24 protein-coding genes, 2 pseudogenes and 1 riboswitch are annotated in these 25883 nt (G+C 72.2%); of the genes and pseudogenes, 16 read left to right on the top strand and 10 right to left on the bottom strand.

Features of this window, described 5'->3' with window-relative positions; all coding sequences use genetic code 11:
• Positions 1 to 197 precede the first annotated feature (197 nt).
• Positions 198 to 605 (top strand): VOC family protein, encoded by a 408-nt coding sequence (locus tag AB0903_RS22980; RefSeq protein ID WP_366705598.1) that lies wholly within the window; start codon positions 198 to 200, stop codon positions 603 to 605.
• Between the two features lie 65 nt (positions 606 to 670).
• On the opposite strand, the gene AB0903_RS22975 is transcribed toward AB0903_RS22980, so the two are convergent.
• The 3 genes from AB0903_RS22975 to AB0903_RS22965 form a co-directional block, all read right to left on the bottom strand.
• Positions 671 to 1969: a hypothetical protein gene (locus tag AB0903_RS22975; RefSeq protein WP_366705596.1), complete on the bottom strand. Its 1299-nt coding sequence runs from the start codon at positions 1967 to 1969 to the stop codon at positions 671 to 673.
• Positions 1970 to 2139: 170 nt separating this feature from the next.
• Positions 2140 to 3267 carry an alpha/beta fold hydrolase gene (locus AB0903_RS22970; RefSeq protein WP_366705594.1) on the bottom strand — a complete coding sequence of 376 codons (1128 nt, stop codon included), beginning with the start codon at positions 3265 to 3267 and terminating at the stop codon, positions 2140 to 2142.
• A 414-nt stretch (positions 3268 to 3681) separates the two neighbouring features.
• The gene (locus AB0903_RS22965) at positions 3682 to 4383 is read right to left on the bottom strand and encodes a class II aldolase/adducin family protein (protein ID WP_366705592.1); all 702 of its coding nucleotides are present in this window, start codon (positions 4381 to 4383) and stop codon (positions 3682 to 3684) included.
• Positions 4384 to 4592: 209 nt separating this feature from the next.
• Here AB0903_RS22965 and AB0903_RS22960 point away from each other — a divergent pair, with 209 nt between their 5' ends.
• From AB0903_RS22960 to cobC, 9 genes and pseudogenes are all read left to right on the top strand, one after another.
• Positions 4593 to 5819 carry an inorganic phosphate transporter gene (locus AB0903_RS22960; RefSeq protein WP_366705590.1) on the top strand — a complete coding sequence of 409 codons (1227 nt, stop codon included), beginning with the start codon at positions 4593 to 4595 and terminating at the stop codon, positions 5817 to 5819.
• A gap of 12 nt (positions 5820 to 5831) precedes the next feature.
• Positions 5832 to 6053, top strand: coding sequence for a hypothetical protein (locus tag AB0903_RS22955; protein ID WP_366705588.1), 222 nt, complete (start codon positions 5832 to 5834; stop codon positions 6051 to 6053).
• Between the two features lie 130 nt (positions 6054 to 6183).
• A riboswitch (cobalamin riboswitch) is annotated at positions 6184 to 6314 on the top strand.
• A 106-nt stretch (positions 6315 to 6420) separates the two neighbouring features.
• On the top strand, positions 6421 to 7371 hold the full coding sequence (locus AB0903_RS22950) for a cobalamin biosynthesis protein (protein ID WP_366705586.1): 951 nt from the start codon (positions 6421 to 6423) through the stop codon (positions 7369 to 7371).
• On the top strand, positions 7368 to 8873 hold the full coding sequence (locus AB0903_RS22945) for a cobyric acid synthase (protein ID WP_366705584.1): 1506 nt from the start codon (positions 7368 to 7370) through the stop codon (positions 8871 to 8873). Before AB0903_RS22950 ends, AB0903_RS22945 begins: the two co-directional genes overlap by 4 nt.
• Positions 8874 to 9027: 154 nt before the next feature.
• Entirely contained in the window at positions 9028 to 11091 is a 2064-nt protein-coding gene (locus AB0903_RS22940; protein WP_366705582.1) for a putative cobaltochelatase, read from the top strand.
• Positions 11091 to 11699 carry a cob(I)yrinic acid a,c-diamide adenosyltransferase gene (cobO, locus tag AB0903_RS22935; protein WP_366705580.1) on the top strand — a complete coding sequence of 203 codons (609 nt, stop codon included), beginning with the start codon at positions 11091 to 11093 and terminating at the stop codon, positions 11697 to 11699. Before AB0903_RS22940 ends, cobO begins: the two co-directional genes overlap by 1 nt.
• Positions 11693 to 13045: a cobyrinate a,c-diamide synthase gene (locus AB0903_RS22930; RefSeq protein ID WP_366705578.1), complete on the top strand. Its 1353-nt coding sequence runs from the start codon at positions 11693 to 11695 to the stop codon at positions 13043 to 13045. The genes cobO and AB0903_RS22930 overlap by 7 nt, the downstream gene beginning before the upstream one ends.
• Before the next feature lie 125 nt (positions 13046 to 13170).
• Positions 13171 to 13545 (top strand): annotated as a pseudogene (locus AB0903_RS22925) (cobalamin biosynthesis protein); the annotation flags it as partial.
• 222 nt (positions 13546 to 13767) lie between these two features.
• Entirely contained in the window at positions 13768 to 14868 is a 1101-nt protein-coding gene (gene cobC / locus AB0903_RS22920) for an Rv2231c family pyridoxal phosphate-dependent protein CobC (RefSeq protein WP_366705576.1), read from the top strand.
• Between the two features lie 69 nt (positions 14869 to 14937).
• Here the strand turns inward: cobC and AB0903_RS22915 are convergent, their stop codons facing one another.
• Together AB0903_RS22915 and AB0903_RS22910 are read right to left on the bottom strand one after the other, a co-directional pair.
• Positions 14938 to 15906 carry an SCO1860 family LAETG-anchored protein gene (locus AB0903_RS22915; RefSeq protein WP_366705574.1) on the bottom strand — a complete coding sequence of 323 codons (969 nt, stop codon included), beginning with the start codon at positions 15904 to 15906 and terminating at the stop codon, positions 14938 to 14940.
• Between the two features lie 327 nt (positions 15907 to 16233).
• On the bottom strand, positions 16234 to 17319 hold the full coding sequence (locus AB0903_RS22910; RefSeq protein ID WP_366705572.1) for an amidohydrolase family protein: 1086 nt from the start codon (positions 17317 to 17319) through the stop codon (positions 16234 to 16236).
• Between the two features lie 114 nt (positions 17320 to 17433).
• On the opposite strand from AB0903_RS22910, the pseudogene AB0903_RS22905 reads away from it, so the two are divergent.
• From AB0903_RS22905 to thpD, 5 genes and pseudogenes are all read left to right on the top strand, one after another.
• Positions 17434 to 17565, top strand: a pseudogene (locus AB0903_RS22905) (alanine--glyoxylate aminotransferase family protein); the annotation flags it as partial.
• Between the two features lie 509 nt (positions 17566 to 18074).
• Positions 18075 to 18605 (top strand): diaminobutyrate acetyltransferase, encoded by a 531-nt coding sequence (gene ectA / locus AB0903_RS22900; RefSeq protein WP_366705570.1) that lies wholly within the window; start codon positions 18075 to 18077, stop codon positions 18603 to 18605.
• Positions 18606 to 18697: 92 nt separating this feature from the next.
• The gene (gene ectB / locus AB0903_RS22895) at positions 18698 to 19966 is read left to right on the top strand and encodes a diaminobutyrate--2-oxoglutarate transaminase (protein ID WP_366705568.1); all 1269 of its coding nucleotides are present in this window, start codon (positions 18698 to 18700) and stop codon (positions 19964 to 19966) included.
• Between the two features lie 30 nt (positions 19967 to 19996).
• Positions 19997 to 20395, top strand: coding sequence for an ectoine synthase (locus AB0903_RS22890; RefSeq protein ID WP_366705566.1), 399 nt, complete (start codon positions 19997 to 19999; stop codon positions 20393 to 20395).
• A gap of 3 nt (positions 20396 to 20398) precedes the next feature.
• Positions 20399 to 21295, top strand: coding sequence for an ectoine hydroxylase (thpD, locus tag AB0903_RS22885; RefSeq protein WP_366705564.1), 897 nt, complete (start codon positions 20399 to 20401; stop codon positions 21293 to 21295).
• A 280-nt stretch (positions 21296 to 21575) separates the two neighbouring features.
• Here thpD and AB0903_RS22880 read toward each other — a convergent pair whose 3' ends face one another.
• The 3 genes from AB0903_RS22880 to AB0903_RS22870 all read right to left on the bottom strand — a co-directional run bounded on the left by AB0903_RS22880 (position 21576) and on the right by AB0903_RS22870 (position 23611).
• Positions 21576 to 22640, bottom strand: a complete 1065-nt coding sequence (locus AB0903_RS22880) for an aminotransferase class V-fold PLP-dependent enzyme (RefSeq protein WP_366705562.1) — start codon at positions 22638 to 22640, stop codon at positions 21576 to 21578.
• Between the two features lie 72 nt (positions 22641 to 22712).
• Positions 22713 to 23165: a DsbA family protein gene (locus AB0903_RS22875; protein WP_366705560.1), complete on the bottom strand. Its 453-nt coding sequence runs from the start codon at positions 23163 to 23165 to the stop codon at positions 22713 to 22715.
• A gap of 80 nt (positions 23166 to 23245) precedes the next feature.
• Positions 23246 to 23611, bottom strand: a complete 366-nt coding sequence (locus AB0903_RS22870) for a hypothetical protein (RefSeq protein ID WP_366705694.1) — start codon at positions 23609 to 23611, stop codon at positions 23246 to 23248.
• On the opposite strand from AB0903_RS22870, the gene AB0903_RS22865 reads away from it, so the two are divergent.
• Positions 23492 to 23746 carry a hypothetical protein gene (locus AB0903_RS22865; protein ID WP_366705688.1) on the top strand — a complete coding sequence of 85 codons (255 nt, stop codon included), beginning with the start codon at positions 23492 to 23494 and terminating at the stop codon, positions 23744 to 23746. The two genes, AB0903_RS22870 and AB0903_RS22865, sit on opposite strands and share 120 nt — an antisense overlap.
• A 668-nt stretch (positions 23747 to 24414) precedes the next feature.
• On the opposite strand, the gene AB0903_RS22860 is transcribed toward AB0903_RS22865, so the two are convergent.
• Positions 24415 to 25095: a GNAT family N-acetyltransferase gene (locus AB0903_RS22860; protein ID WP_366705558.1), complete on the bottom strand. Its 681-nt coding sequence runs from the start codon at positions 25093 to 25095 to the stop codon at positions 24415 to 24417.
• Between the two features lie 68 nt (positions 25096 to 25163).
• Entirely contained in the window at positions 25164 to 25772 is a 609-nt protein-coding gene (locus AB0903_RS22855; RefSeq protein ID WP_366705556.1) for a DUF1349 domain-containing protein, read from the bottom strand.
• Positions 25773 to 25883: the final 111 nt, after the last annotated feature.

Genomic DNA, 25883 nt, shown 5'->3' with positions numbered 1-25883 from the left:
AAGGAGAATTGCCATGCGGCCCAGTCTAACGGGACGGTGCAAGTGCTTTCCCCCGGCCGAGGGAAGCCCGGGCAGCACCCCGCCGGGCGACGACGCGGAACGTCGACACGTGCGGCAAAGCCGCGTTGTCAGTGGCGGGTGCCAGACTGAGACGCAGATCACATCTGTGTTGTCGAGCAAGTTGAGGAGTGGTCGGAATGACTCAGTCGCCGAGCATCTGCCCGACGCTGTTGTACGCGGACGCCAAGGCCGCGATCAGACAGCTCACCGAGACCTTCGGTTTCTCCGAACACGCGGTGTACGAAGGCGAGGACGGCGGCGTGCTCCACGCCGAGCTGACGCAGGGAAACGGCATGGTGATGCTGGGCACCAAGGGCACCGGCAGCGAGTTCGACAAGCTGATGGAAGGCGGCGGCCCGGTCGGTCTGTTCGTCCATGTCGACGACGTCGACGCGCACCACGGCAGAGCGGTGGAGCACGGCGCGGAGATCGTCATGCCGCCCACCGACCAGGATTACGGATCACGGGACTACATGGCCCGCGACCTCGAGGGCAATGTCTGGAGCTTCGGTACGTACGCGCCGGGGCCGGCGGGGGCCGCGTAGACCGTGCCGTGGCCCCGCCGGACCGTGGTGGGCACCGGCCGCCGCCCGTTGCCGCCGCACCGCAGTCAGACGCCGCCGGTGTGCACCTGGAAGGCGGCCCTGCGCACCGCCTTGGCCAGCGCCGGGTCCGGGTGCGCGGCCGCGAGGGCGACCAGGACCTGGACCGTACGGGGATGACCGCCGGCGCGGACTTCGTCGAGCAGGGCCGGGACCGTGCCCTGCACCGCCGAATCGAGGTGCCGCAGCAGCAGCTGCGGCTCCCCGTGGTCGGCGACGGCGGCCGCGGTGTCCACCCACAGCCAGGTCGCTTCCTCACGGGTGAGGACATCGGCCGCGTCGTCCGGGTCCGCCCCCTCGTACTCGGCCAGCCACAGCAAGGCATACGGGCGCAGGGACGGTTCGGCCACGGCCGCTCGGACCTCGGTCTCGGCGGGCGCGCCGACCACGCGCAGCGCTTCGAAGGCCAGCCCGCGCAGCAGGGCGTCCTCGCCCCGGGCGACGGCCAGCAGCTCTGCGACGGCGCTGGAGACGGTGCGTGCCGCCAGCCAGGCGCGGTACTCGGCGCGGGCCGGGCCGGGGGTGAGGCGTGCGCAGCCGCGGAGCATGTCCTCCGCGGACTGCTCGATGTTGCCGGCGGGGCTCTGCGCGGCGACGCAGATCTGCTCCAGTTTGACCCACACCGCCCAGTTGCCGAGCGGGGTGAGGGTGGCCTGGCCGCGCTCGAGGGTCAGGGCACCGACGGCCGAGAGCCCTTCGAGGGCCCAGTCCAGGAGGGCGGCGACGGGAGCCTCTTCGGCACTCGGCGCGGCCCCCGGTTCGGGCCGGGTGCCGCAGGGCACCTCACAGCGTTCCCCACGGAGTTCGGCGACGCGCTGCTGGAGCAGGTCGGCCAGGGCGGGCTTGAGTACGGGCCCTGCCGACAGCTGGAGGAGGGAGAGCACCTGGGGCACGGCTTCGACCACCTCGGCGACCGTCGCGGGAGCCACGTCCCCGGGCACCGGGTGGACCAGTGACCAGGCGTCGAAAAGCGCGACCCAGCCGCGCAGTACGGCCATGTCGTCCCGGTCCCAGGCACGCAGCCGCCAGCCGGGGCGTGCGGTTTCGCCGTGAAGTTCGATGAGGCCGGCGAGGCGGGCACGGTCCCAGCCCGCGCGTACCTCGTCCGCGGACATGTCCAGCGCGGCCGCGGCCCGCTCCCGTGCCTCCGCGATCGAACTGGCCGCGCCGGGGCCGCGCTCCACGGCCGCCCAGCGGGCCACCCGCACGGCATCGGCGAGCACCGCCCTCGCCTGGCGCGCGAGCTCGGCAGGGGCGGGCGTGCCCTCCGGGGGCCGGGGCGCCGGACGCGTGCGCCCGGTCGTCACGGCCCTTCGTGCGGTGGCCAGGGACCGCGGGCGGACAAGACGGAGTCTGGAGTTGCGCGCCAATTGCTCATCAGGCTTTCGGGACGTCACAGGGTGCAGTCTTCCCGTTGACGGGCCGAAAGCCCAAACGGAACCTCGCGGACCGGGCCACGCGGCCGCCCGGCCTGCACTTACATGAGGGGAGTGAGGAAGCGGCGGAGGACTTCGTGATACGCCTTCGGGTCCGCGTTCCACATGGCGGCGTGCGGAGCCGCGGGGACCGTGTGGAGGGTGACCAGATCGGGACGCCGGTCGGCGAGTTCGCGCGAGCGGTGCCAGGGGGCCAGGGAGTCGTCGGGGCCGTGGAAGATCAGCGTCGGCACTTCCAGCGACCGCGGGTCGACGGCTTCGGCGAGCCGGCCGCCGTGCCCGATCCCGGTGCGGCCCTGCGCCGCCCGCACCGCCAGCGGCAGCAGGGGGGCGGGGGTCCTGCGGGCAGCGGCCAGGCCGCGCACGGTCGCCTCCCAGTCGAGGACCGGCGAGTCCAGCACCACACCGCTGATCCGGTCCCGCAGGCCGGAGTCGGCGGCGGCGTGCAGGGCCATCGAGGCGCCGACGGACCAGCCGTGGACGATGACACGCTCGGCGCCGTGGCGGACCGCGTGCCGTACGGCCGCGTCGAGGTCGCGCCATTCGGAGTCGCCGAGGTGGCCCAGACCGTCCGGAGGCCGGGGGGCGCCCTCGTCGCCCCGGTAGGCGAGGGACAGGACGGGGAACTGCTGGCCGCGCAGGAAGTCCAGCACGTTCATGGTGTGCTCCCGGGTGGTGCCGAGGCCGTGCACGGCGATGACCCAGGTGGCACGTGCGCCCGGTACGAACCAGGCGGGGAGCGCGCCGAGTTCACCGGGGACGAGGATGTCGGAGTGCTCTATGCCGAGCGCTGCGGACGGGTCGCCCTTGTGCACCTGCGGGGTGAGCCGGACCCGGGTACCGGGCTCCAGCCGGCCCTCCGTGACACGCACGAGCCGGCGCACGACCGTGTCCGCGTCGTGCGCGACGCCGTCGAGCACGGGGCCCACGACCGCATGGACGCCGGGCCCCTCGATTCCGTAGGTCCCCGGTCGCAGCGAGGCCGGACTGCGGGTCAGGACGACCCGGCCGGGGGCCGTGGCGTGGACGGTGAGCCGGGGATCGCCCGGCAGGGGCCTTCGGGCCCCGCGCAGCGCGGCGTGGCTCGCGTAGCGGCCGGCCGCGACTGCGGCCGCACCGACGCCGATCAGTGTGGTGACGGCCGCTGCCGTCGCTGTAGCGGGGCGCACGGGTCCAGTGTCGGGGCGGGCGGGGCCGGGGGCCAGTGGGAGGAGCCGCGCGTGTCGCTGCGTGGGCGGTGGGCGGGGCGGGGGCGGCCGCGTGTCGCCCCCGCGGGGGCGGGCCACTGCGCGGAGTTCCCCCACCCGCCCCTTCCCGAGCCGGGGTCCGCCCGGACGCGCGCCTCAACCGCCGGCGGGGCTGGATGTCGCTGCGCGACATGAGCCCGACCGGGGGCACCTCCTGCGGCCGCCAGGCCGCAGGAGGAGATTGCGGACCCCGCGCGAAGCATGGCACCGGAGTCCGGGCCTGCCCGGTTCGGGAAGGGGCCGGGTGGGGAAGAAGCGCCGCAGGCGTCAGGCGTCAGGCGTCAGGCGTCAGGCGTCAGGCGTCAGGCGGGTGGCGTCAGGCCGGTGGCGGGTGGGTCAGGCGGGTGGCTGGCCGTAGCCGGAGAGGCGGGCGGCGGCCGCCTGGAGCTGGGGCGGTGTCAGGAGGTTCGGGGTGCGGCCCGGGACGGAGGACGCCGTCAGCCAGACGCGGCACATCCACTCCAGTTGCGCCGTGCGGTCGTACGCCTGGGACAGGGTGTCCCCGTAGGCCACGGTCCCGTGGTTCTGGAGGAGGCAGGCCGTACGGTCGCGCAGGGCGTGGAGCATGTTCCGGGCGAGTTCCTCTGTGCCGTAGAGGGCGTAGGGGGCGACGCGGACCGGGCCGCCGAGCGCGGCGGTCATGTAGTGGATCGACGGGAGTTCGGGGACGAGCGTGGAGACGGCGGTCGCGTGCACGGCGTGCGTGTGCACGACTGCGCGCGCGCCGGTCTCGCGATGAACCGCCAGGTGCAACGGCAGCTCGCTCGTGGGCAACAGGTCGCCGAGGATCTGTGTGCCGTCGAGGTCGACGGCGACGGTGTCCCGGTCCGTGAGCCGGTCGTACGGCACTCCGGTCGGTGTGACAAGGACCACGTCGCCGACGCGGACCGAGACGTTGCCCGACGTGCCGACGACGAGTCCTTCGGCAGCCGTTCTGCGGGCGGTGTCCACAAGCTCCCGCCATGCCTGCCCGATCCCGTTCCACCGCGCCCGGCCGGGCGCCCCACCACTTGCCTCACCGGTCGCCTCATCAGTCATACCGGGGATCCTGCCAGCCGTATACGACGGCATGGAGACACGGAGGGTGTTCGAGTGGCTGCCGTGAGCGGCGCGGGGGCGGAGAATCAGACAAGCGGAATCAGCCGACCCCACTTGGGGTCACCGCGAAGTCCGACCCAGTTCACCTTCCGTTCATCCAGGTTGCCTACGGTCCTCGCGTCAATGACGTCAAACGATTGCCTGGGTAAATGGAACACATCACACTGCTGCTCGCGATCGTGATCGTGACAGCTCTCGTGTTCGATTTCACGAACGGTTTCCACGACACCGCCAACGCGATGGCGACGACCATCTCGACCGGCGCCATGAAGCCCAAGAGCGCGGTGGCCATGTCCGCCGTTCTGAACCTCGTCGGCGCTTTCCTCTCCGTGGAGGTCGCCAAGACCATCTCCAGCGGACTGGTCGACGAATCAGGCATCACACCTGAAGTCATCTTCGCGGCGCTCGTCGGCGCCATCCTGTGGAACCTGGTCACCTGGCTGGTCGGCCTGCCGTCCAGTTCCTCGCACGCCCTCATGGGCGGTCTGATCGGCGCCACGGTCGCCTCGGTCGGCTTCGCCGGGGTCAACGGCGGCGTCGTCGTCACCAAGGTGCTCATCCCGGCCATCGCCGCGCCGGTCGTGGCCGGCCTCGCCGCCATGCTGGCGGCACGGCTGACGTACCGGGTCGACAGGAACACCGACGCGAAGGCCACCGCCAAGGGGTACCGCGCGGGGCAGATCGCCTCCGCCGGCCTCGTCTCCCTGGCGCACGGCACCAACGACGCCCAGAAGACCATGGGCATCATCACGCTGGCGCTGGTGGCCGGCAACGTCCTCGCCCCCGGGTCCAACCCTCCGATGTGGGTCATCGTCTCGGCCGGTCTGGCGATCGCACTCGGCACCTACCTCGGCGGCTGGCGCATCATCCGCACCATGGGCAAGGGGCTCACCGACCTCCAGCCGCAGCAGGGCTTCGCCGCCCAGACCAGCGCTGCCAGCGTGATCCTCGCCTCCTCGAACCTCGGCTTCTCGCTGTCGACGACGCACTCCTGCTCGGGCGCCGTCATGGGCGCGGGCCTCGGCCGCAAGGGCGGCGTGGTCCGCTGGTCCACCGCCACCCGGATGTTCGTGGCCTGGGGTCTGACCCTGCCGGCCGCCGGACTCGTCGCGGCGATGTCCGAGTTCGTCACCAAGCAGGGCGGCTGGGGTGTCGCGGCCGTCGCCGTCTTCCTCGTCGCCTCCTGCATCGCGATCTGGGTCATCTCGCGCCGCCAGATCGTCAACCACACCAACGTCAACGACGTCGACACCGAGGAGCCCGCGGACGTCGTCACGGACGCCGTCGCGGCCGTCATCCCGCCGCCCGCCGGCGAACTGAAGACCACTCTCCCGGCCCCCGCCGACTCCGAGCCGGTCCGTCCGGCCGCGGTGTAAGGAAGCAGCAGTATGAAGATCGACTGGGTAGCTCTCGGCTCCGTGTTCGGCGTCAGCCTCGTCGCCACCGTCGCCCTGGTGGGCCTGTTCACCCTGGGCATCGTGAGCCTGTCCAAGCAGCAGTCCGGCACGCAGACCGCAGGCTCCGGCGTGCTGGCCCGCACCGGCGCGTACGCCTGCTTCGCGCTCTGCGCGGCGGCGGTGTCCTACGGGATCTATCTGATCGTCACCTGACGTCGGACAGCCGCCCGGAGGCCGGGCCGTACGCACCGCGGGTGGGTACGGCCCGGCCTTCGCGCGTCCGCCGGTGTGGGACTCCGCACACTGTCCCGTCGCAGGTCAAGGGCGAGTTGACGGGCGTTCGCGCACATGGTGGACTGCCGGGGCCATCAACGGCGGCAGAAGAGGAAGTCCGGTGCGAATCCGGCGCGGTCCCGCCACTGTCACCCGGGAACACCCGGGGAGCCAGGAACTCTCGCCGCCGGTCACGTCGAACCAGGGCGCGGACCCTGAGTGAGGACTCCTGCCATGCCCGGTCGCGGTACTGCCCTGTCCGTCGGACACCGTCCCTCCGGACATCTCCCCTCGGAACGCTGATCCGGTGCGCGCGGACCGCGTCTTCCTGTACGGCGCCGCAGCCGGCCTCCTCGGCGACCGACTCCTGGGCGATCCCCGCCGGGGGCATCCGGTCGCCGTGTTCGGGCGGGCAGCGGGCGCCGTCGAGCGTGCCCTGTGGCGCGACCACCGAGGCCGGGGCGCCCTGCACACCGCGGTGTGCGCCGGCGGAGCCGTGGCCGCGGCGGCCCTGACCGCCCGCGCCGTACGCCGCTCACCCGTCGCCTCGGTCGCCCTGACCGCCGCCGCGACCTGGGCCGTCGTCGGCGGTACGACGCTCGGGCGCGAGGCCGCGGCCGTCGGCGAGGCGCTGGCGGCCGGGGACGTCGAGGCGGCGCGCGAGCGGCTGCCCCATCTGTGCGGGCGCGACCCGCAGGCCCTGGACGAGCAGCAGATCGCCCGCGCCGTCGTGGAGTCCGTCGCGGAGAACACCTCCGACGCGGTCGTCGGCGCCCTCGTGTGGGGCGCCGTGGCGGGCGTGCCCGGGCTGGTGGGCTTCAGGGCGGTGAACACCCTGGACGCGATGGTCGGCCACAAGTCGCCGCGCTACCGGCGCTACGGCTGGGCGTCGGCCCGCCTCGACGATGTGGCCGGCTGGCCGGGCGCCCGGCTGACCGCCGTGCTGGCGGCCGTCTGCGGTCCGGACCCGCGGGGCGCCGTACGGGCCTGGCGGGCCGACGCCGCCAAGCACCCGAGCCCCAACGCGGGCCCCGTGGAGGCGTCCTTCGCGGGTGCCCTGGGCGTACGGCTGGGTGGGACCCTCTCCTACGGCGGTCGGGTCGAACACCGGCCGGTGCTGGGCGCGCAGGGCCGCGCGGTGGAGTTCGGCGACATCACACGGGCGGTGCGGCTGTCGCACCGGGTGGGCCTGCTGGCCCTGGCGGTCTGCGCGGGCGCACGGCTCGGCGTGGGGGCACTGAAACGGAGACGGGCATGAGCGGTGGGCTGTTGGTCGCGGGGACCACCTCGGACGCGGGCAAGAGCGTCGTCACCGCCGGGATCTGCCGGTGGCTGGTGCGGCAGGGTGTGAAGGTCGCGCCGTTCAAGGGGCAGAACATGTCCCTCAATTCGTTCGTGACCCGTGAGGGCGCCGAGATCGGGCGGGCACAGGCCATGCAGGCGCAGGCCGCCCGCGTGGAGCCCACCGCGCTGATGAATCCCGTACTGCTCAAGCCGGGCGGCGATCGCTCCAGCCAGGTGGTACTGATGGGCAGGCCCGTCGGGGAGATGAGCGCCAAGGGCTACCACGGGAACCGGCAACGAGAACTCTTCGAGCCGGTCATGGCGTGCCTGGAGGAGCTGCGGGGCACGTACGACGCTGTGATCTGCGAAGGGGCGGGCAGCCCGGCCGAGATCAATCTGCGGCGCACGGACATCGTGAACATGGGCATCGCGCGGGCGGCACGGCTACCGGTCCTGGTGGTCGGCGACATCGACCGGGGAGGCGTGTTCGCGCAGTTCTTCGGTACGACGGCGCTGCTGAGCCCCGAGGACCAGTCGCTCGTGGCGGGCTATCTGGTCAACAAGTTCCGCGGTGACGTGTCGCTTCTGGAGCCGGGGCTCGAGATGCTGCGCGGCCTGACCGGGCGGCCGACCTACGGTGTGCTGCCGTACGCCCACGGACTCGGCATCGACGAGGAGGACGGCCTCAGGGTGTCCCTGCGCGGCGCGGTACGGGAGTCGGTGGTCGCCGCGCCCGTCGGTGAGGACGTGCTGAGGGTCGCGGTGTGCGCGGTGCCGCTGATGTCGAACTTCACCGATGTGGACGCGCTGGCGGCCGAACCGGGCGTCGTGGTGCGGTTCGTGGACCGCGCGGAGGAACTCGTGGACGCCGACCTGGTGGTGGTCCCGGGCACCCGGGGAACGGTCCGGGCACTGGCGTGGCTGCGGGAACGCGGGCTGGCGGACGCCCTGGCGCGGCGGGCGGCCGAGGGCCGGCCGGTGCTGGGCATCTGCGGCGGCTTCCAGGCGCTCGGCCGGCACATCGAGGACGAGGTCGAGTCGAGGGCGGGCGAGGTCGCGGCGCTCGGACTGCTGCCGGTACGGGTGCGGTTCGCGCGTGAGAAGACCCTCGCGCGGCCCGTCGGCGAAGCACTCGGGGAACGGGTCGAGGGCTACGAGATCCATCACGGTGTCGCCGAGGTCCTCGGTGGAGAGCCCTTCCTGGACGGCTGCCGGGTGGGCGCGGTGTGGGGGACGCACTGGCACGGGTCACTGGAGAGCGACGGCTTCCGGCGGGCCTTCCTGCGGGAGGTCGCGGCGCAGTCCGGGCGGCGGTTCGTGCCCGCGTCCGGCACGAGCTTCGGTGCACTGCGGGAGGAGCAGCTGGACCGACTGGGGGATCTGATCGAAGAGCACGCTGACACGTCGGCGTTGATGCGGCTGATCGAGGCCGGGGCGCCGGCGGGACTGCCGTTCGTACCGCCGGGGGCGCCGTGAGCCTCCTGCGGGCGGGGGGCGGCGCCGGCGGCACGACCCGCGCCTGCGGCAGACCCTCGCCGCGCTCCGCCCCTGCCCCCGCCGTCCGCCGCTCTCGGCGGAAAACAAGTGAGTCGCGCCGTCGGTGCGACTCCCGCGAAGGAGTGATCAAAGGATGAGCACCCCCTACCCGTTCACCGCGGTCGTCGGGATGGACGATCTGCGGCTGGCCCTGCTGCTCAACGCGGTCAGTCCGGCGGTCGGCGGAGTGCTCGTGCGAGGTGAGAAGGGCACCGCGAAGAGCACCGCGGTGCGTGCGCTCGCCTCGCTCGTCCCCGATGTCCAGGTCGTCGCCGGGTGCCGTTTCTCCTGCGCGCCCGCCGCGCCGGACCCGACGTGCCCGGACGGCCCGCACGCGGGCGGTGCGGCGACGGCGCGGCCGGCGCGCATGGTCGAGCTGCCCGTCGGCGCCTCCGAGGACCGGCTCGTGGGCGCGCTCGACATCGAGCGGGCGCTCGCGGAGGGTGTCAAGGCATTCGAGCCCGGCCTGCTCGCGGACGCGCACCGCGGGATCCTCTACGTCGACGAGGTGAATCTGCTCCACGATCATCTGGTGGACGTCCTGCTGGACGCCGCCGCCATGGGCGCCTCGTACGTCGAGCGTGAGGGCGTCTCCGTGCGGCACGCCTCCCGCTTCCTGCTCGTCGGGACCATGAACCCCGAAGAGGGCGAGCTGCGTCCCCAGTTGCTGGACCGGTTCGGGCTCACCGTCGAGGTCGCGGCGTCCCGCGATCCCGATCTGCGGGTGGAGGTCGTACGCCGCAGGCTCGCGTACGACGACGACCCGGCCGGCTTCGCGGCGCGCTGGGCCGCCGAGGAGGAGGCGCTGCGCGAGCGGATCGTGGCGGCGCGGGCTCTGTTGCCGCGCGTGGTGCTCGGGGATGTGGCCCTGCGCCAGATCGCGGCGACGTGCGCGGCGTTCGAGGTCGACGGCATGCGTGCGGACATCGTGATGGCCCGTACGGCGACCGCGCTGGCAGCCTGGGCGGGACGGGACGAGGTCACTGAGGAGGACGTACGGCAGGCCGCGCTGCTGGCCCTGCCGCACCGCAGGCGGCGCAACCCGTTCGACGCGCCCGGTCTGGACGAGTCGAAGCTCGACGAGACGCTGGACGAGTTCAACGGGGACGACGAGCGGGGTCCCGACCCGGATTCGGGCCCGGGCCCGGGCCCGGATTCCGACCCGGATTCCGACCCGGACCCGGATCCCGGCCCGGAGGGCGGGCCCGGAGGCGGTGGCGGTGTGCCGCCGCAGGGCGGTGGACATGACGCGGATGAGGCAGCCGGGTCCGAGGCGCAACCGGCAGCGGCCGGAGGGGGCGGCTCCGAGCAGCAGCCCGTACGGGCCGCGGAGCCGTTCCGCACGAAGATGCTGAGCGTGCCCGGTCTCGGCGAGGGCGCGGCGGGGCGCAGGTCCCGGGCGCGTACCGAGCAGGGCCGTACCACCGGCGCTCAACGGCCGCGGGGAGCCCTCACGAAGCTGCATCTGACGGCCACCGTGCAGGCCGCCGCCCCGCACCAGCGCGCCCGTGGGCGCCGCGGCCGGGGACTGGTGGTGCGCAGGGACGATCTGCGGCAGGCGACCCGGGAGGGGCGTGAGGGGAACCTCGTGCTCTTCGTGGTGGACGCCTCGGGTTCGATGGCGGCCAGGAAGCGGATGGGCGCGGTCAAGGGCGCGGTGCTGTCGCTGCTGCTGGACGCCTACCAGCGCCGGGACAAGGTCGGGCTGATCACCTTCCGCGGCAAGGGCGCGGAGCTGGCGCTGCCGCCCACCTCGTCGGTCGACGCGGCGGCGGTGCGGCTGGAGTCGCTGCCGACGGGCGGCCGCACCCCGCTCGCGGAGGGGCTGCTGAAGGCCCGGGACGTGCTGCGTATCGAGCGGCTGCGTGACCCTTCGCGCAGGCCGCTGCTGGTCGTCGTGACCGACGGCCGGGCCACCGGCACGGGAAGCGGGGACGCGTTCGCGTCCGCTCTGCGCGCGGCACGGCTGCACGCCGCGGAGGGAACCGCGGCCGTCGTCGTGGACTGTGAGGCCGGGCCGGTACGGCTCGGCCTGGCCGGCACGCTCGCCGGGTCGCTCGGCGGCAGCGCCGTGACGCTCGACGAGCTGCGGGCCGAATCGATCGCCGGGCTCGTCAAGGACGTCCGGGACGTATCCGCCACCAGGAGGGCCGCGTAATGCCGCAGGGACAACCGTCCGTCGTACCGAACGACGGGCTCACCACCCGGCAGCGCCGGAACCGGCCGCTGGTGTTCGTGCACACGGGCATCGGCAAGGGCAAGTCGACGGCCGCTTTCGGTCTCGCGCTGCGGGCGTGGAACCAGGGCTGGCCGGTCGGGGTGTTCCAGTTCGTGAAGTCGGCGAAGTGGAAGGTCGGCGAGGAGAACGCGCTCAAGGTGCTGGGCGCCAGCGGCGAGGGCGGCACGGTCGCCTGGCACAAGATGGGCGAGGGCTGGTCGTGGATCCAGCGCGAGCCCGCGGAGGGCGAGCAGTCCAACGAGGACAAGGCCCGTGAGGGCTGGGAGCAGGTCAAGCGGGACCTGGCCGCCGAGACGCACAGGTTGTACGTGCTCGACGAGTTCGCGTATCCGCTGCACTGGGGCTGGATCGACACCGACGAGGTGATCGAGGTGCTGCGCGAGCGGCCGGGCACCCAGCATGTGGTGATCACCGGCCGGAACGCGCCGCAGAAGCTGATCGACTTCGCCGACCTGGTCACCGACATGTCGAAGGTCAAGCACCCCATGGACGCGGGGCAGAAGGGCCAGCGGGGCATCGAGTGGTAGCACGTCTCGTCATCGCGGCGCCGTCCTCGGGCGCGGGCAAGACCACGGTGGCGACCGGCCTGATGGCCGCGTTCGCCGAGCGGGGTTACGCCGTGTCCCCGCACAAGGTCGGCCCCGACTACATCGACCCCGGCTACCACGCGCTGGCCACGGGGCGGCCCGGCCGCAACCTCGACGCGTACCTGTGCGGCACGGACCTGATCGCCCCGCTGTTCCTGCACGGGGCGCTCGGCTGCGAACTCGCCGTCGTCGAAGGCGTGATGGGGCTGTACGACGGCGCCGCCGACCAGGGAGAACTGGCATCGACGGCGCAGGTCGCGAAGCTGCTGCGGGCGCCGGTGGTGCTGGTCGTGGACGCGTCGTCGCAGTCGCGTTCGGTGGCGGCGCTGGTGCACGGGTTCGCGTCGTGGGACCCGGAGGTACGGATCGGCGGGGTGATCCTCAACAAGGTCGCCACGGACCGGCACGAGCATCTGCTGCGGGAGGCGCTCGGCGAGTCGGGGGTGCCGGTGCTGGGCGTGCTGCGGCGGGCGGCCGAGGTGGCGACGCCGTCACGGCACCTCGGGCTCGTGCCGGTGGCCGAGCGCCACGCCGACGCGGTGGACGCGGTGGCGTCGATGGCGGAGCAGGTCCGGCAGGGGTGCGACCTGGAGGCGCTGCTGGCGCTGGCGCGCAGCGCGCCCGAACCGCACGAGGCGCCGTGGGTGGCGGGCGTCGACGAGCGGCTGCCCGCCGGCCGGACGCGGCCGCCGGTGGTGGCGGTCGCCGGCGGGGCGGCGTTCACGTTCTCGTACGCGGAGCACGTGGAGTTGCTGCGCGCCGCCGGGGCCGAGGTCGTGGGGTTCGATCCACTGCGGGACGAGCGGCTGCCGGAGGGGACCCGTGGCGTCGTGATCGGCGGCGGCTTCCCGGAGGTGTACGCGCCCGAGCTGTCCGCGAACGAGCCGTTGCGCAAGGAGGTCGCCGAGCTGGCACGCTCCGGGGCGCCCATCGCCGCCGAGTGCGCCGGGCTGCTGTATCTGGCCCGGTCCCTGGACGGCAAGCCGATGTGCGGCGTGCTGGACGCCGACGCTCGGATGTCGGGCCGGCTGACGCTCGGCTACCGCGAGGCCGTCGCGGTGGGCGACAGCCCGCTCGCCGCCGCCGGAACACGGCTGCGGGGACACGAGTTCCACCGCACGGTGATCGACCCGGGCGCCGGGCCGACGCCCGCGTGGGGCATGGTGCGGCCGGAGCGCCGGGTCGAAGGGTTCGTGCAGCGGGGCGTGCACGCCAGCTATCTGCACACGCACTGGGCGTCCCGGCCCGAGGTGGCGGCGCGGTTCGTGGGGGCGTGCCGCGGATGAGGGGGCCGCGATCGCTGCGGGCCACCGGCCCCGGGGGCGTCGTGCACGTCCCGGTAGCCGACGATTCCCCTGGTTGACCCGCCGCCGAACACCGCCCGAAGGAGCCACCGTTGACGGAGACCATGAGCCTGGTCGTCGGCATCGGTGCGTCGCGGGGGGTGCCCGTCGACGAGGTGCACGCGCTGGTCGTCGGGGCGCTGCGCGACGCCGGGCTGTCCCCGGCCGACGTGGTGGCGCTGGCGACCGTCGACGCCAAGGCGGCGGAGCCCGGAGTGGTGGGCGCCGCCGAGCGGCTGGGCGTTCCGCTGCTGGCGTACGGCGCCGGGCGGCTGGCGCGGGTGCCGGTGGAGAACCCGTCACCGGCCGCCCTGCGCGCGGTGGGGACGCCGTCGGTCGCGGAAGCCGCGGCGCTGGCGGGCGGCGGCGAACTGCTCGTACCCAAGCGGCGGTCGGCCCCGGTGGGCCGGCCGCCCGGGGCGACGTGTGCGGTCGCCCGCCGGAGGTGACGCGTGCGACCGCCTCCCGGAAACACGACGTGCGCGGACGCCCCCGGTTGTCACACAGCCCCCGGCCACTGCCACGATCCGGCCACAGGCGCCATGATGACCGTCGTGCGTGTGTTCACCCTCCGTTCGAACCTCTACACCGTTCGCCCTCCCATCCTTCCCCCCACACCGAGGAGACATCCGTGACCAGCTCTCCCCCACCACGGCACGGCCGCCATGTACGCGCGCGCTGAGCACCCCGGTCCCCCCGAGGAGCCGGGGCCGTGCTCCGGCGGGCACGACCTGCGGCACCACGGTGACGCGGAAGTGCGGGACGGGGCCGCGGGACTGACCGATCTCGCCGTGAACGTCCGTGCCGGGACGCCCCCGGACTGGCTGCGTGAGCGCATAGCCGCCTCGCTCGGCTCGCTCGCCGCGTACCCGGACGGCCGGGCGGCCCGTGGCGCCGTCGCCCGCCGCCACGGGTTGCCACCGGAGCGGGTGCTGCTGACGGCGGGCGCGGCGGAGGCGTTCGTCCTGCTGGCGCGTGCCCTTCCGGTGCGGCGGCCGCTTGTCGTGCACCCGCAGTTCACGGAGCCGGAGGCGGCGCTGCGGGACGCCGGGCACACGGTGGAGCGGCTGCTGCTGCGCGAGGACGACGGTTTCCGGTTCGACCCGAAGGCCGTACCGGACGAAGCGGACATGGTCGTGATCGGCAATCCCACCAACCCGACATCGGTGCTGCACGCGGCGGAGGACATCGCCCTGCTCGCCCGGCCGGGACGGCTGCTGGTCGTGGACGAGGCGTTCATGGACGCGGTGCCGGGCGAGCGCGAGTCACTGGCCGGGCGCTGTGACCTGCCCGGTCTGGTGGTGCTGCGCAGCCTCACCAAGACGTGGGGGCTCGCGGGTCTGCGCGTCGGGTATGTGCTCGCGGAGCCGGAGACGACGGCGGCGCTCCAGCGGGCGCAGCCGCTGTGGCCGGTGTCCACGCCTGCGCTGGTCGCGGCCGAGGCGTGCATGGGCCCGGCGGCGCTGGCGGAGGCGGAGGCGGCCGCGTGCCGGATCGCGGCGGACCGGGCGCATCTGCTGGCGGGGCTGGCCGAGTTCGACGAGGTGCGGGCGGTGGAAGCGGCCGAGGGCTCGTTCGTCCTCGTCCATGTGCGGCGTGCGGCGCAGGTACGGGAGCGGCTGCGGCTGCTGGGCTTCGCGGTCCGGCGCGGGGACACCTTCCCCGGGCTCGACGACGACTGGCTGCGGCTGGCGGTCCGCGATCGGATCACGACCAACCGGTTCCTGCAGGCACTCGACCAGGCACTGGCGATGGTCGGTCACTGACGGGTCCCCCACCCGGTGCGCGGTCGGGCCCCTCCCCCTCCTGAGGGGCCCGACCGGCGGGACGGGCCGTCAGCCCCTGGACCTGCGACGGCCCAGGTACGTCGCCGCGGCGCCGGCGGCGAGCAGGACGGCGGCGCCGCCCGCGAGGTACGGAGTCGTGGAACTGCCGCCGGTCTCCGCGAGGTTCCCCTCCGCGGGCTCCGCACCGGACTGGGCGGAGATGCCCTCCGCGGGCTTGCCCTCCGACGGCTTGTCCTCCGCGGGCGGTGCGGGCTCGGCGGGCGGTGCGGGCTCGGTGGGCGGTGCGGGCGTCTTCGACGCGTCCGGCGATTCGCAGGTCGCCTCCACGAGCGTGACCCTGCCCCGGACCTCCGCGACGTTCAGGTTCAGCGGGTCGACGGCGACGTCGAGCCGCAGCGCCGTCGCGGCGGCCGTGCGTGACGTGGTGTGCGTCTTCGACAGCTCGAGGCTCACCTCCCCCACGCCCGGCACCGCGACGCGGGTAGGCCCTCCTGCGGTGAGCCTGACCTTCTTGCCGAGGATCTTCACCTTGCCCAGGACGTTCGACTCGGCGACGGGCTGTTCCCCGGCCGCGCAGACGGCCCTGGACGTGACCTTCTCGACCTCGATCAGCGACAGCAGCGGCAGACCGGGCACATGGACCCGGGCGTTCACCAGGTTGCTGTGCGCCTCGGCCCTGCCGCCGTGCACCGTGGCCTCGGAGGTGGCCACGTCGGCACGCAGCAGTCGGACCGGCCTGCCCTCCGCGACACCGTCCAACTCGACGCTCAGCGCGGTCTTCTCGGCGCTCGCGGGCGCCTTGACCTCGTTGAGCGTCGTCTTCAGGGGCACCTGCACGGTCTTGTCGAGCAGGGAGACGTCCAGACCGGCGCGGAGGACGACCGCGGTGGCGCGGCCCTCGCCGCCGCCGGTGGCGTGGGCCGGGGTGGCGGCCGCCACGGGTACGGCGGCCAGCGCGACCGCTGCCGTCGCGGCGGCGGCCCTGCGTGCGGGCATGCGGAAGGTGTTGCTGTTCAAGGTGGTGGAACCCCCACAGAGACATGGCGTCGCAGGCCGTCCCACGGGGACACGCGGGCGGCGGCGACCAGACACCGGAATCTTTACGCACACCGAGTGAACCGGCAGACACCTGAGGTGAGTTCACTCCAAAGTGGGATTTCCGAGATAGTTTTCGAAACTTGAGGAACATGCGTTCCCGTATGGACGTGCTATGCACGGTCCAGGGGTGGTGCGCCGGGCACGCGGCGGGGGCGCGCGTGAAGTGCTCCCATCGCGGCTGAAGTGCTTCAACGACATGCGCGGGCGAGAGGTCACGCCCGGTCAACCCCGCGCCCCTTGGCCCCGTCAGTCGATGATCCGCCCGTTCAGGACCACCCGGCGCGGCGCGGCGAGCACCCGGACATCGGCGCGCGGGTCCTCGTCGTAGACCACCAGGTCCGCCGGAGCACCCTCCTCGATCGCCGGGCGCCCCAGCCAGCTCCTGGCTCCCCAGGCGGTCGCGGACAGGGCCTGGAGCGGCGGGATGCCGGCCTTGACCAACTCGGCGACCTCCGCGGCCACGAGGCCGTGCGCCAGGGAGCCGCCCGCGTCCGTGCCGACGAAGACCGGGATACCGGCGTCGTAGGCCGCGCGCACGGTGTCGTAGCGACGCTCGTGCAGCCGGCGCATATGAGCGGACCACGCGGGGTACTTGGACTCCCCGCCCGCGGCGAGAGAGGGGAAGGTGGCGATGTTGACCAGGGTCGGGACGATGGCGACGCCGCGCTCCGCGAAGAGCGGGATCGTGTCCTCGGTGAGCCCGGTCGCGTGCTCGATGCAGTCGATCCCCGCCTCGACGAGGTCGCGCAGCGAGTCCTCGGCGAAGCAGTGCGCCGTCACCCGGGCCCCCAGGCGGTGTGCCTCCGCGATGGCCGCCTCCACCGCGCCGCGCGGCCAGCAGGCGGTCAGGTCGCCCGCGTCCCGGTCGATCCAGTCGCCGACGAGCTTGACCCAGCCGTCGCCCCGCCGGGCCTCCTGCGCCACGTACGCCACAAGGTCCTCGGGCTCGATCTCATGGGCGTAGTTCCGGATGTAGCGGCGCGTGCGGGCGATGTGCCGCCCGGCACGGATGATCTTGGGCAGGTCCTCGCGGTCGTCGATCCAGCGGGTGTCGGAGGGTGAGCCGGCGTCGCGGATCAGCAGCGTGCCCGCCTCGCGGTCCGTAAGGGCCTGCTTCTCGCTGGTCACGGCGTCGACCGGGCCGTGCCGGTCGAGGCCGACATGGCAGTGGGCGTCGACCAGCCCGGGCAGCGCCCAGCCGTGCACTTTGACCGCCTCTGCGCGCGGGCGCTCGAAGGTGATCCGGCCGTCCACCGCCCACACCTCGTCCCGCACCTCCTCGGGCCCGACGAGCACCCGCCCCTTCACATGCAGCACCGTGTGATCGCTCATGTCAGGAACTCTACGAGGCCGTCGGTAGTCTCGGGCGAGAGCCCGAACACCGTCCGAACACCGTCCGGACGCCACTGAACAACGCTTCGGCATCGAGAGAAACAGAGCACCGCCGTGACACACCCGTTGCTGGACCTGGCCCCGCTGACCGCCGAGCACTTCGCCTCCATCGAGCGCCGGGTCGCGGAGCTGCTCGGCACCGAGCAGGACCTGATCATCATGCAGGGCGAGGCGCTGCTGGCGCTTGCCGCGGAGCTGATCCGGGTCAACCACTACGGTGTGGACGCGAGCCGTGACGTGGTGCAGTCCTCGCTCGCGGCGCTCGGCGGCGCACTGACCGAGCACGGCACGACGGTGGACCTCGAGGCCGGGCGCCGGGCGGCGGACGAAAGCTGGAAGTAACCGGTCCGGGCTACTTTTCGAAAACTTGCATTCATTCCGGACCACAACGCAAGGATAAATACGGGGAGCGAATTCCCGCAAGCAGCTCCCCGCATTCTGCTGCCCCCGATTTTGGCGCCTAAACGTGGAGATTCATATCGGTTCAGGAGCCGATTCAATCACGTGTCAACGGGGTTACCAACATGTGACCGACCCCACATCGAGGACAGTATGCCCGGAAAAATCCCCATAAATGCGTGCGCTCGCTCGTTGATCGGCTTCGGGCTCGCGCCCGCGCGATAACACAACGGCTCTCGCCACCCAACCCCCTGAGCCGATGCAATCTCGAAATTTGCTCGGTAAATTGAATCGACATGACCGCCGCACAAGAAGACCTTGTACGAGCCCGAGACGAATTCCTGGAGATCGACACCCCACGAGTGGAGGACGGAGCCGCGATCTGGCGCATCGCCCGCGACTCCGAGGTCCTGGACCTCAACTCCTCGTACAGCTACCTGCTGTGGTGTCGCGACTTCGCGGCCACCTCCGTCGTGGCCCGCGGCCGCGACGGCGAGCCCATCGCCTTCGTCACCGGATACGTACGCCCGGACCGCCCCGAGGCGCTCGTCGTCTGGCAGGTGGCCGTCGACCGGGCCCACCGTGGCCGGGGACTGGCCGGCGTCCTGCTGGACGCGCTGACCGCCAAGGTCAGCGGCGGACGCGGGGTACGCGAGATCGAGACCACCATCACCCCGGACAACACCGCATCCGACGCCCTGTTCACCTCCTACGCCAAGCGCCACGGAGCATCCCTCAGCCGCGAGGTCCTCTTCGACGGCGGGCTGTTCCCCGAGGGGACGCACGAGCCGGAAGTGCTGTACCGCATCGGCCCGGTCACTGCCTGACACGTGCCGGAAGCCGCGTGCCGGCACGGGATGCCGCACGCGCCGTGTGATCCCAGACCTCTCGCGCCCACCCCCACCCCCTGGAGTTCGCTGTGACCATCACCCCGCCCGCCCTGAGCGTCTTCGAGACCCTCGAGTCCGAGGTGCGCAGCTACTGCCGCGGCTGGCCCGCCGTGTTCGACCGCGCGCAGGGCAGCCACCTCCACGACGAGGACGGCCACACCTACCTCGACTTCTTCGCCGGTGCCGGATCGCTCAACTACGGGCACAACAACCCCGTGCTGAAACGCGCTCTGATCGACTACATCGAGCGTGACGGCATCACCCACGGCCTGGACATGGCCACCACCGCCAAGCGCGCGTTCCTGGAGTCGTTCCAGAACGTGATCCTGCGGCCGCGTGACCTGCCCTACAAGGTCATGTTCCCCGGCCCGACGGGCACCAACGCCGTCGAGGCCGCGCTGAAGCTGGCCCGCAAGGTCAAGGGGCGCGAGGCGATCGTCTCGTTCACCAACGCCTTCCACGGCATGTCGCTCGGCTCACTCGCCGTCACCGGCAACGCCTTCAAGAGGGCCGGCGCCGGCATCCCGCTGGTGCACGGCACGCCGATGCCGTTCGACAACTACTTCGACGGCCAGATCCCGGACTTCCTGTGGTTCGAGCGGCTGCTCGAGGACCAGGGCTCGGGTCTCAACAAGCCCGCCGCCGTGATCGTCGAGACGGTCCAGGGCGAGGGCGGCATCAACGTGGCCCGCGCCGAGTGGCTGCGCGCGCTGCAGGACCTGTGCCACCGCCAGGACATGCTGCTGATCGTCGACGACATCCAGATGGGCTGCGGCCGCACCGGCGGCTTCTTCTCCTTCGAGGAGGCCGGCATCGTGCCGGACATCGTCACCGTCTCCAAGTCCATCAGCGGTTACGGGCTTCCCTTCGCCCTCACGCTGTTCAAGCCGGAGCTGGACGTCTGGGAGCCGGGCGAGCACAACGGCACGTTCCGTGGCAACAACCCGGCCTTCGTGACGGCCGCCGCCGCACTCAACACCTACTGGGCCGACGGCCAGATGGAGAAGCAGACCCTCGCCCGCGGCGAGCAGGTCGAGCGGGCGCTGCTCGCGATCGTCGACGAGATGGGCGGCGAAGGCGTCAGCTTCCGCGGACGCGGCCTGGTCTGGGGCCTGGAGTTCGAGGACAAGCCGCGGGCGTCCGCCGTCTGCGCCCGCGCCTTCGAGCTGGGACTGCTGCTGGAGACCTCGGGACCGGAGAGCGAGGTCGTGAAGCTGCTGCCCCCGCTGACCATCTCCGCCGACGAGCTGGACGAGGGCCTGCGCATTCTGGCGCGCTGTATCCGAGAGACCGCCTGACCACCTGCGACCGAGAGGTAAAGAACCACCGTGATCGTCCGATCGTTGAAGGACATCGAGAACACCGAGCGCCATGTGAAGTCCGCTTCCGGCACCTGGGAGAGCAAGCGCATCGTGCTCGCCAAGGAGAAGGCCGGCTTCTCGCTCCACGAGACCGTGCTGTACGCGGGTACGGAGACGTCGATGTGGTACGCGAACCACGTCGAGGCCGTGCTCTGCGTCGAGGGCGAGGCCGAACTCACCAACGACGAGACGGGCGAGACGCACTGGATCGAGCCCGGCACGATGTATCTGCTGGACGGGCACGAGAAGCACACCATGCGTCCCAAGACCGACTTCCGCTGCGTATGCGTCTTCAATCCGCCCGTCACAGGACGGGAGGACCACGACGAGAACGGCGTCTACCCGCTGCTGACCGAGGAGGGCTGAGCAATGACCACCGCACCTGCACGCACCGATCTGTACCCGACCCGTGGCGCCGGCGAGGTGCTGACCCCGCGCAAGGACCCGGTCGTCTGGTCGGCACCGGGAGCCCCCGGCCCGATCACCACGAACGACCTCATGGGCTTCGAGCGGGACGGCTTCCTCGCCGTCGACCAGCTGATCGGGGACGACGAAGTCGCTCTCTACCGCTCCGAGCTGGAGCGCCTGATCAGCGACCCCCGGGTGCGGGCCGACGAGCGCTCGATCATCGAGCCGAAGTCCCAGGACGTGCGGTCGGTCTTCGAGGTCCACAAGATCAGCGAGGTCTTCGCCTCGCTGGTGCGCGACGAGCGGGTGGTGGGCAGAGCCCGCCAGATCCTCGGTTCCGACGTGTACGTCCACCAGTCCCGTATCAATGTGAAGCCGGGCTTCGGCGCCTCCGGCTTCTACTGGCACTCGGACTTCGAGACGTGGCACGCGGAGGACGGCCTGCCGAACATGCGCACCGTCTCCGTCTCGATCGCGCTGACCGAGAACTTCGACACCAACGGCGGTCTGATGATCATGCCGGGGTCGCACAAGACGTTCCTGGGCTGCGCGGGCGAGACGCCGAAGGACAACTACAAGAAGTCACTGCAGATGCAGGACGCCGGCACCCCGTCCGACGAGGCGCTGACCCGCTTCGCCGACGACCACGGCATCCGGCTCTTCACCGGCAGGGCCGGGTCGGCGACCTGGTTCGACTGCAACTGCATGCACGGCTCGGGTGACAACATCACGCCGTACCCGCGCAGCAACGTCTTCATCGTCTTCAACAGCGTGGAGAACACCGCGGTCGAGCCCTTCGCGGCGCCGGTGCCGCGGCCCGAGTTCATCGGGGCGCGGGACTTCACGCCGGTGCGGTAGGACGTCCTCACAGCCATCCGCGGAAGGCCGGTCTCCACGAGGAGACCGGCCTTCCGCGTGCCCGCCGAGCGGCAGGGCCGGTCTTCGGCGACTCGTCGGCACCCCGGCGGACGCGGCGCCGGCCACCGCGTGGCCGCGTTGACCAGGCCGGCTGGGGGCCGGGGCGAGGGGTACGGCGCGTCATGCGTCCGGACCAGCACCGTCACTCAGCAGCACGCCAGACATCCGGAACAGCACCGTCACTCAGCAGCGCGCCAGGCTTCCGGAACAGCACCGTCACTCAGCGGCCCACCAGGACGTCCAGCGCCCGGTCCACGTCCGCGGACGAGTTGTAGAGGTGGAAGGCGGCACGCAGGTTCCCCGCCCGCCCGGAGAGCAGGATCCCGGCACGGCCCAGCTCGGGGGCTCGGCCGCCGAGACCGGGGACGGCCACGGTCGCCGAGTCGCCCGGCACCGGCTCGTGACCGTACTCCCGCAGGCCGGCCCGGAACCGGGCGGCCAGCGCGGTGCCATGGGCGTGCACGGCCTCGATGCCGACCTCCTCCAGCAGCGCCAGCGACTTTTGGGCCGCGTGATACGGCAGATAGGCCGGCGTCTCGTCGTACCGGCGGGCGGAACGGGCGAGTTCGGTGATCGGGCCGTACATGGTGTCGTCCTGCCACGGCCGTTCGGCGGAGACGGTGCCCGCGTAGAGGGCGGGCAGCGATTCCTGCGCCTCCTCGGTCACCGTCAGGAACGACACCCCGCGCGGGCAGAGCAGGAACTTGTAGCCGGCCGTGACGGTGAAGTCCCAGTCTCCCGCCTCCAGCGGCAGCCAGCCGGCCGACTGGCTGGCGTCGAGAAGGGTACGCGCCCCGTGAGCCGCCGCGGCTGCCCGTACGGCCGCCAGGTCGGCGACCCTGCCGTCCGCGGACTGCACGGCGGAGAAGGCGACGAGCGCCGTGCCGGGGCGCACCGCCTCCGCGAGCCCGTCCAGCGGGACGTACCGCGGCTTGAGGTCACCACGGACGGAGAACGGTGTCACGAGGGAGGTGAACTCCCCCTCGGGAGCCAGCACTTCCGCACCCGGCGGGAGCGAGGCCGCGACCAGCGCCACGTGCGCGGAGACGGAGCCGCCGACGGCCACCCGCCCCTCGTCCACCCCGGCGAGACGGGCGAAGGACTGCCGGGCGGCGGTCACCGCGGAGAAATCCCCGGGACCCCCGGCCCTGCCCTCGCCGAGCTCTTCCGCGAGGGCCGTGACGGCGCGGACCGACCGGCGGGGCAGCAGCCCGTTCACGGCGGTGTTCAGATACGTGGTGCGCGGTGCGAACTCGGCTTCGATCAACGACTTCGAGATCTCCATGGAACCACCCTGCGGTGGCCCGGCCACCGGGTCAATCACGCCTTACTGCACGGAACCGTTCAGCGGCACTGATCAGTGGACCGCGGAATCGGCGGCAGCAGCGGGGACGTCGGGGTCGAAGATCGACCGCTCCTCGGCGAAGTTCAGCCGGTAGGCCCGGGTGAGCAGTTCGTCCTGGAGGCCGCGGGCCTTCGCCAGGTGCAGCAACCGGTGGATGTCGAAGGTGTTGCCGTGCTCACGGCCCTCGGTGCGGTGCTCGAGCCCCTCGGCGTGCGCGGTGGAGGCCACATGCTCCTCCATGGCCTGCGCCTCCTCCCGGGTGCGGCCGTACTTCTTCGCGATCATGTCGATGACCGGAGTGGTTTCACGCGGGGTGCGGTTCGGGTCCAGTTCGAAGGAACGGTGCACGACCTCGATCCCGTCGCGGTGCGCGAAGGCCGCGAGGCCCTTCTCGAAGCGGGCCTCGCCCACGTAGCACCGTGGAACGGCGAGCCGGGCGCGCACTTGCGCACGCCCAGAAGCCAAGGCGGCACCTATTGTGCCAAGCGAGCCCGCCAATGCACCGCAAACGGCCGCTAGACCTGCATCCATACCTGATTGCCTTCCTAGGCTGCCGAGTCCAGAACGGCCCGTACTTCGGGTACATCGGCGTACTCAGCAAGCCGGGCCAGGACCACGCACACCCTTTCCGCTGTCCGCTCGCTAGCTACGTCTGCCGACAGAGAGAGCACCCGTTCCGCCGCGGCCGCTGCTTCCTCGGGTTCGTTCGCGTCGGCGTAGGCAACGGCCAGCCACGAGAGATAGAGCGCCATTGCGCCCACGAGAAATGCGCCATCGGTCCGACCGGCGATGTGTGGCCGTGCGTCCTCGGTCGATTCCTGACTCTCGGCAACGTGCTGGAAAAGCCGATCTCTGATATCTGGGGCGGCGCGCAGATGACCGGCGTTGCGGCCGATATCGCGGCCGTCCACGGGGACGGTGTCCAGTCGTGCACCCCGCCTCAGTTCCTTCCGATGTGCGGCCCATGTGGTCCGTGCGTTCCCTCGGTCGGGCACTGCGACCCCAGGGAAGCGGAGAGCGCCGCTACCATCGCCGCACCGGCCTGATCCGCTGATCATGAGGGAGCACACACACGGACGATCACGGGGACGACTTCGGCCCGTGGGGGTGGGAGGGCGACGGAAACGCCATTCAGCGGACCGAGGACGAATGGCTGACCATCGCGCGGTACGTACGGCACGCCGCGAACAAGCTCGGGCCGGAACTCCCGCTGTGCCTCCCTGGTGAACCGCAACAGTGCGGGCGGACGGTTCAACAGCACGTGATCGCTTGGGCCGCGCACCTTCGGGCGGTGTCCCATCACCTAATCGAACAGGCCACTCCGAGTGAGGCCAGGGGCGCACATGCTGTCGGCCCGCTGTACCAACGTCGTCTCGCTGAACTGCGTTCTCAGACGGCCTCGGTACGTGCCCCCGGCTGACCGGCTGTACCCCCTTGACGGCCCCGCTTGTGCGCTTCACCCCGTGGCGCATGGGCGGGGCCTCTTCGTGCATCTATGCAGGTCAGACTGGACTCGCTAACCTATGGCTCTGTTGGTCCAAGGGCAGACGACGTCCGACCAGATCTCGACGCGCATGCTCGTTCATCACTCCAGGGTCGTGCCGTGGCGGTGGACGCCGGGGCGTGAGTCGCGGAGGGCACCTCCGCACAGGGCTCAACGGGAATCGCCCCCGGCTCCTTCCGAACGGGCGCCGCCGATCACCCCTGCCACGGGCTACGCGGCGCGCGAGACCGTGAGGCGGAGGATCAGGTGGTTGCCGACGAGGGGCTCCTCCGGGTCCGGGTACCAGCCGTGGTGGCTGTAGAAGGCCCGGGCGCGGGTGTTCTTCTCGAAGACCTCGAGGCGGGCGGTCGTCACGCCCGCGCGCTGCCAGGCTTCGACGACCGCCGTGTGGAGTTCACTGCCGACGCCCGAGCGCCAGTACCCCGGGGCGACGTGGAGCTGCGTCAGGGTCATGGCGCCCTCCCGCTCACCGAACGCGGCCACACCCGCCACGGTTCCGTGGCGTATCGCGCACAGCACCGCGGCGCGGCCGATCGCGCTCTCCCAGCCGGCCCTGGTGCGGGCGTGCTCGGCCGGGCTGTCGAAGGCGTCGTCGGGGATGTGGCCCCGGTAGTACGTGGCGCGGGCCTCCGCGTGGAGGGCGGCGACGGCGTCGAGGTCGGCGGGGGTGGCGGTCCTGATCATGTGGGAGGAGACGTACCCCGGGCGGTACCGGTTGCGGCCGCGGTCCAGCCGGATGCCGGTCGAGGCCGTCCGGACGACGGGCGCGCAGCGGTCGGGCCGTCCCGACGACGGGACGACGGGCGCGCAGCGGTCGGGCCGTCCCGACGACGCGCCCAGCGGGACGGCCGTCCGGACGACGGGCGCACTTCGGTCCTGCCGTCCGGACAACGCGCCCAGCGGTCCTGCCGTCGACCTGAGCCGGGCGGCCGGACGGCGCCGCCCGGCCGGTGGCCTCGTCAGGAGCCGTCGCGCAGACCTTCCGGCCAGCTGTCGCGGTACTCGATCCGATCGAAGGAGACCACGCAGCCCTCGCCCACCGGCGACTGGGCCATGAAGCCGACGAGTGCCGCGCCGGCCCGGTCCTCGTCGCCGAGGGTGAAGATGCGGACGAAGGTCCAGTGCTCGCCGTCCGTGGACGCGTGGAACGCGAACGCCTTCCCCGTGCGGCTGATGCGCAGCCAGACGCTGTCGCCGTCCACGGTGAAGGAGTTGGCGTCGTCGGAGTGGCCGCGGGTGACCACCGTGCAGACCGTGGGCTTGTCCGGGGACAGCTCCAGGCAGAGCTTGGCCCACTCCTGCTCGGTGACGTGCAGGTAGAGCACGCCCGCGTCGAAGGCCGCGGCGAAGCCTGCCTTGACACGGGCGATCAGCTGGAAGTCGCCTTCCGGCGCGCCGAGCAGACGGGGCGCGTCGGAGGCCGGTTCGAGGGCGTGGCCGGTCGGCGGCACGAAACGGTCGTGCCGGGGGCCGGCCCAGGCGGTCAGCACACCGTCCTCGTACGACCAGTCGGCCTCGGGACCGTACGCCCGCAGGGGGAAGGGAAGATCGGGCAGCTTCAATTCCATGCGGGTCAGTGTTGCAGTCGGCCGTTCACTCGCCGTGGAAGGGCGTGCGGGTTGTCGTCGTGGAGCTCCGGTGGGAGCAGGGGGTGGGGGGTGTTCTGGTAGGTGACGGGG

The sequence above is a fragment of the Streptomyces sp. NPDC048389 genome, from assembly GCF_040706335.1.
In the GTDB taxonomy this organism is placed as follows: Bacteria; Actinomycetota; Actinomycetes; order Streptomycetales; family Streptomycetaceae; genus Streptomyces.
The sequence above is the reverse complement of the archived record's forward strand: the minus strand, read 5'-3'. Positions and strand labels throughout refer to the sequence as shown.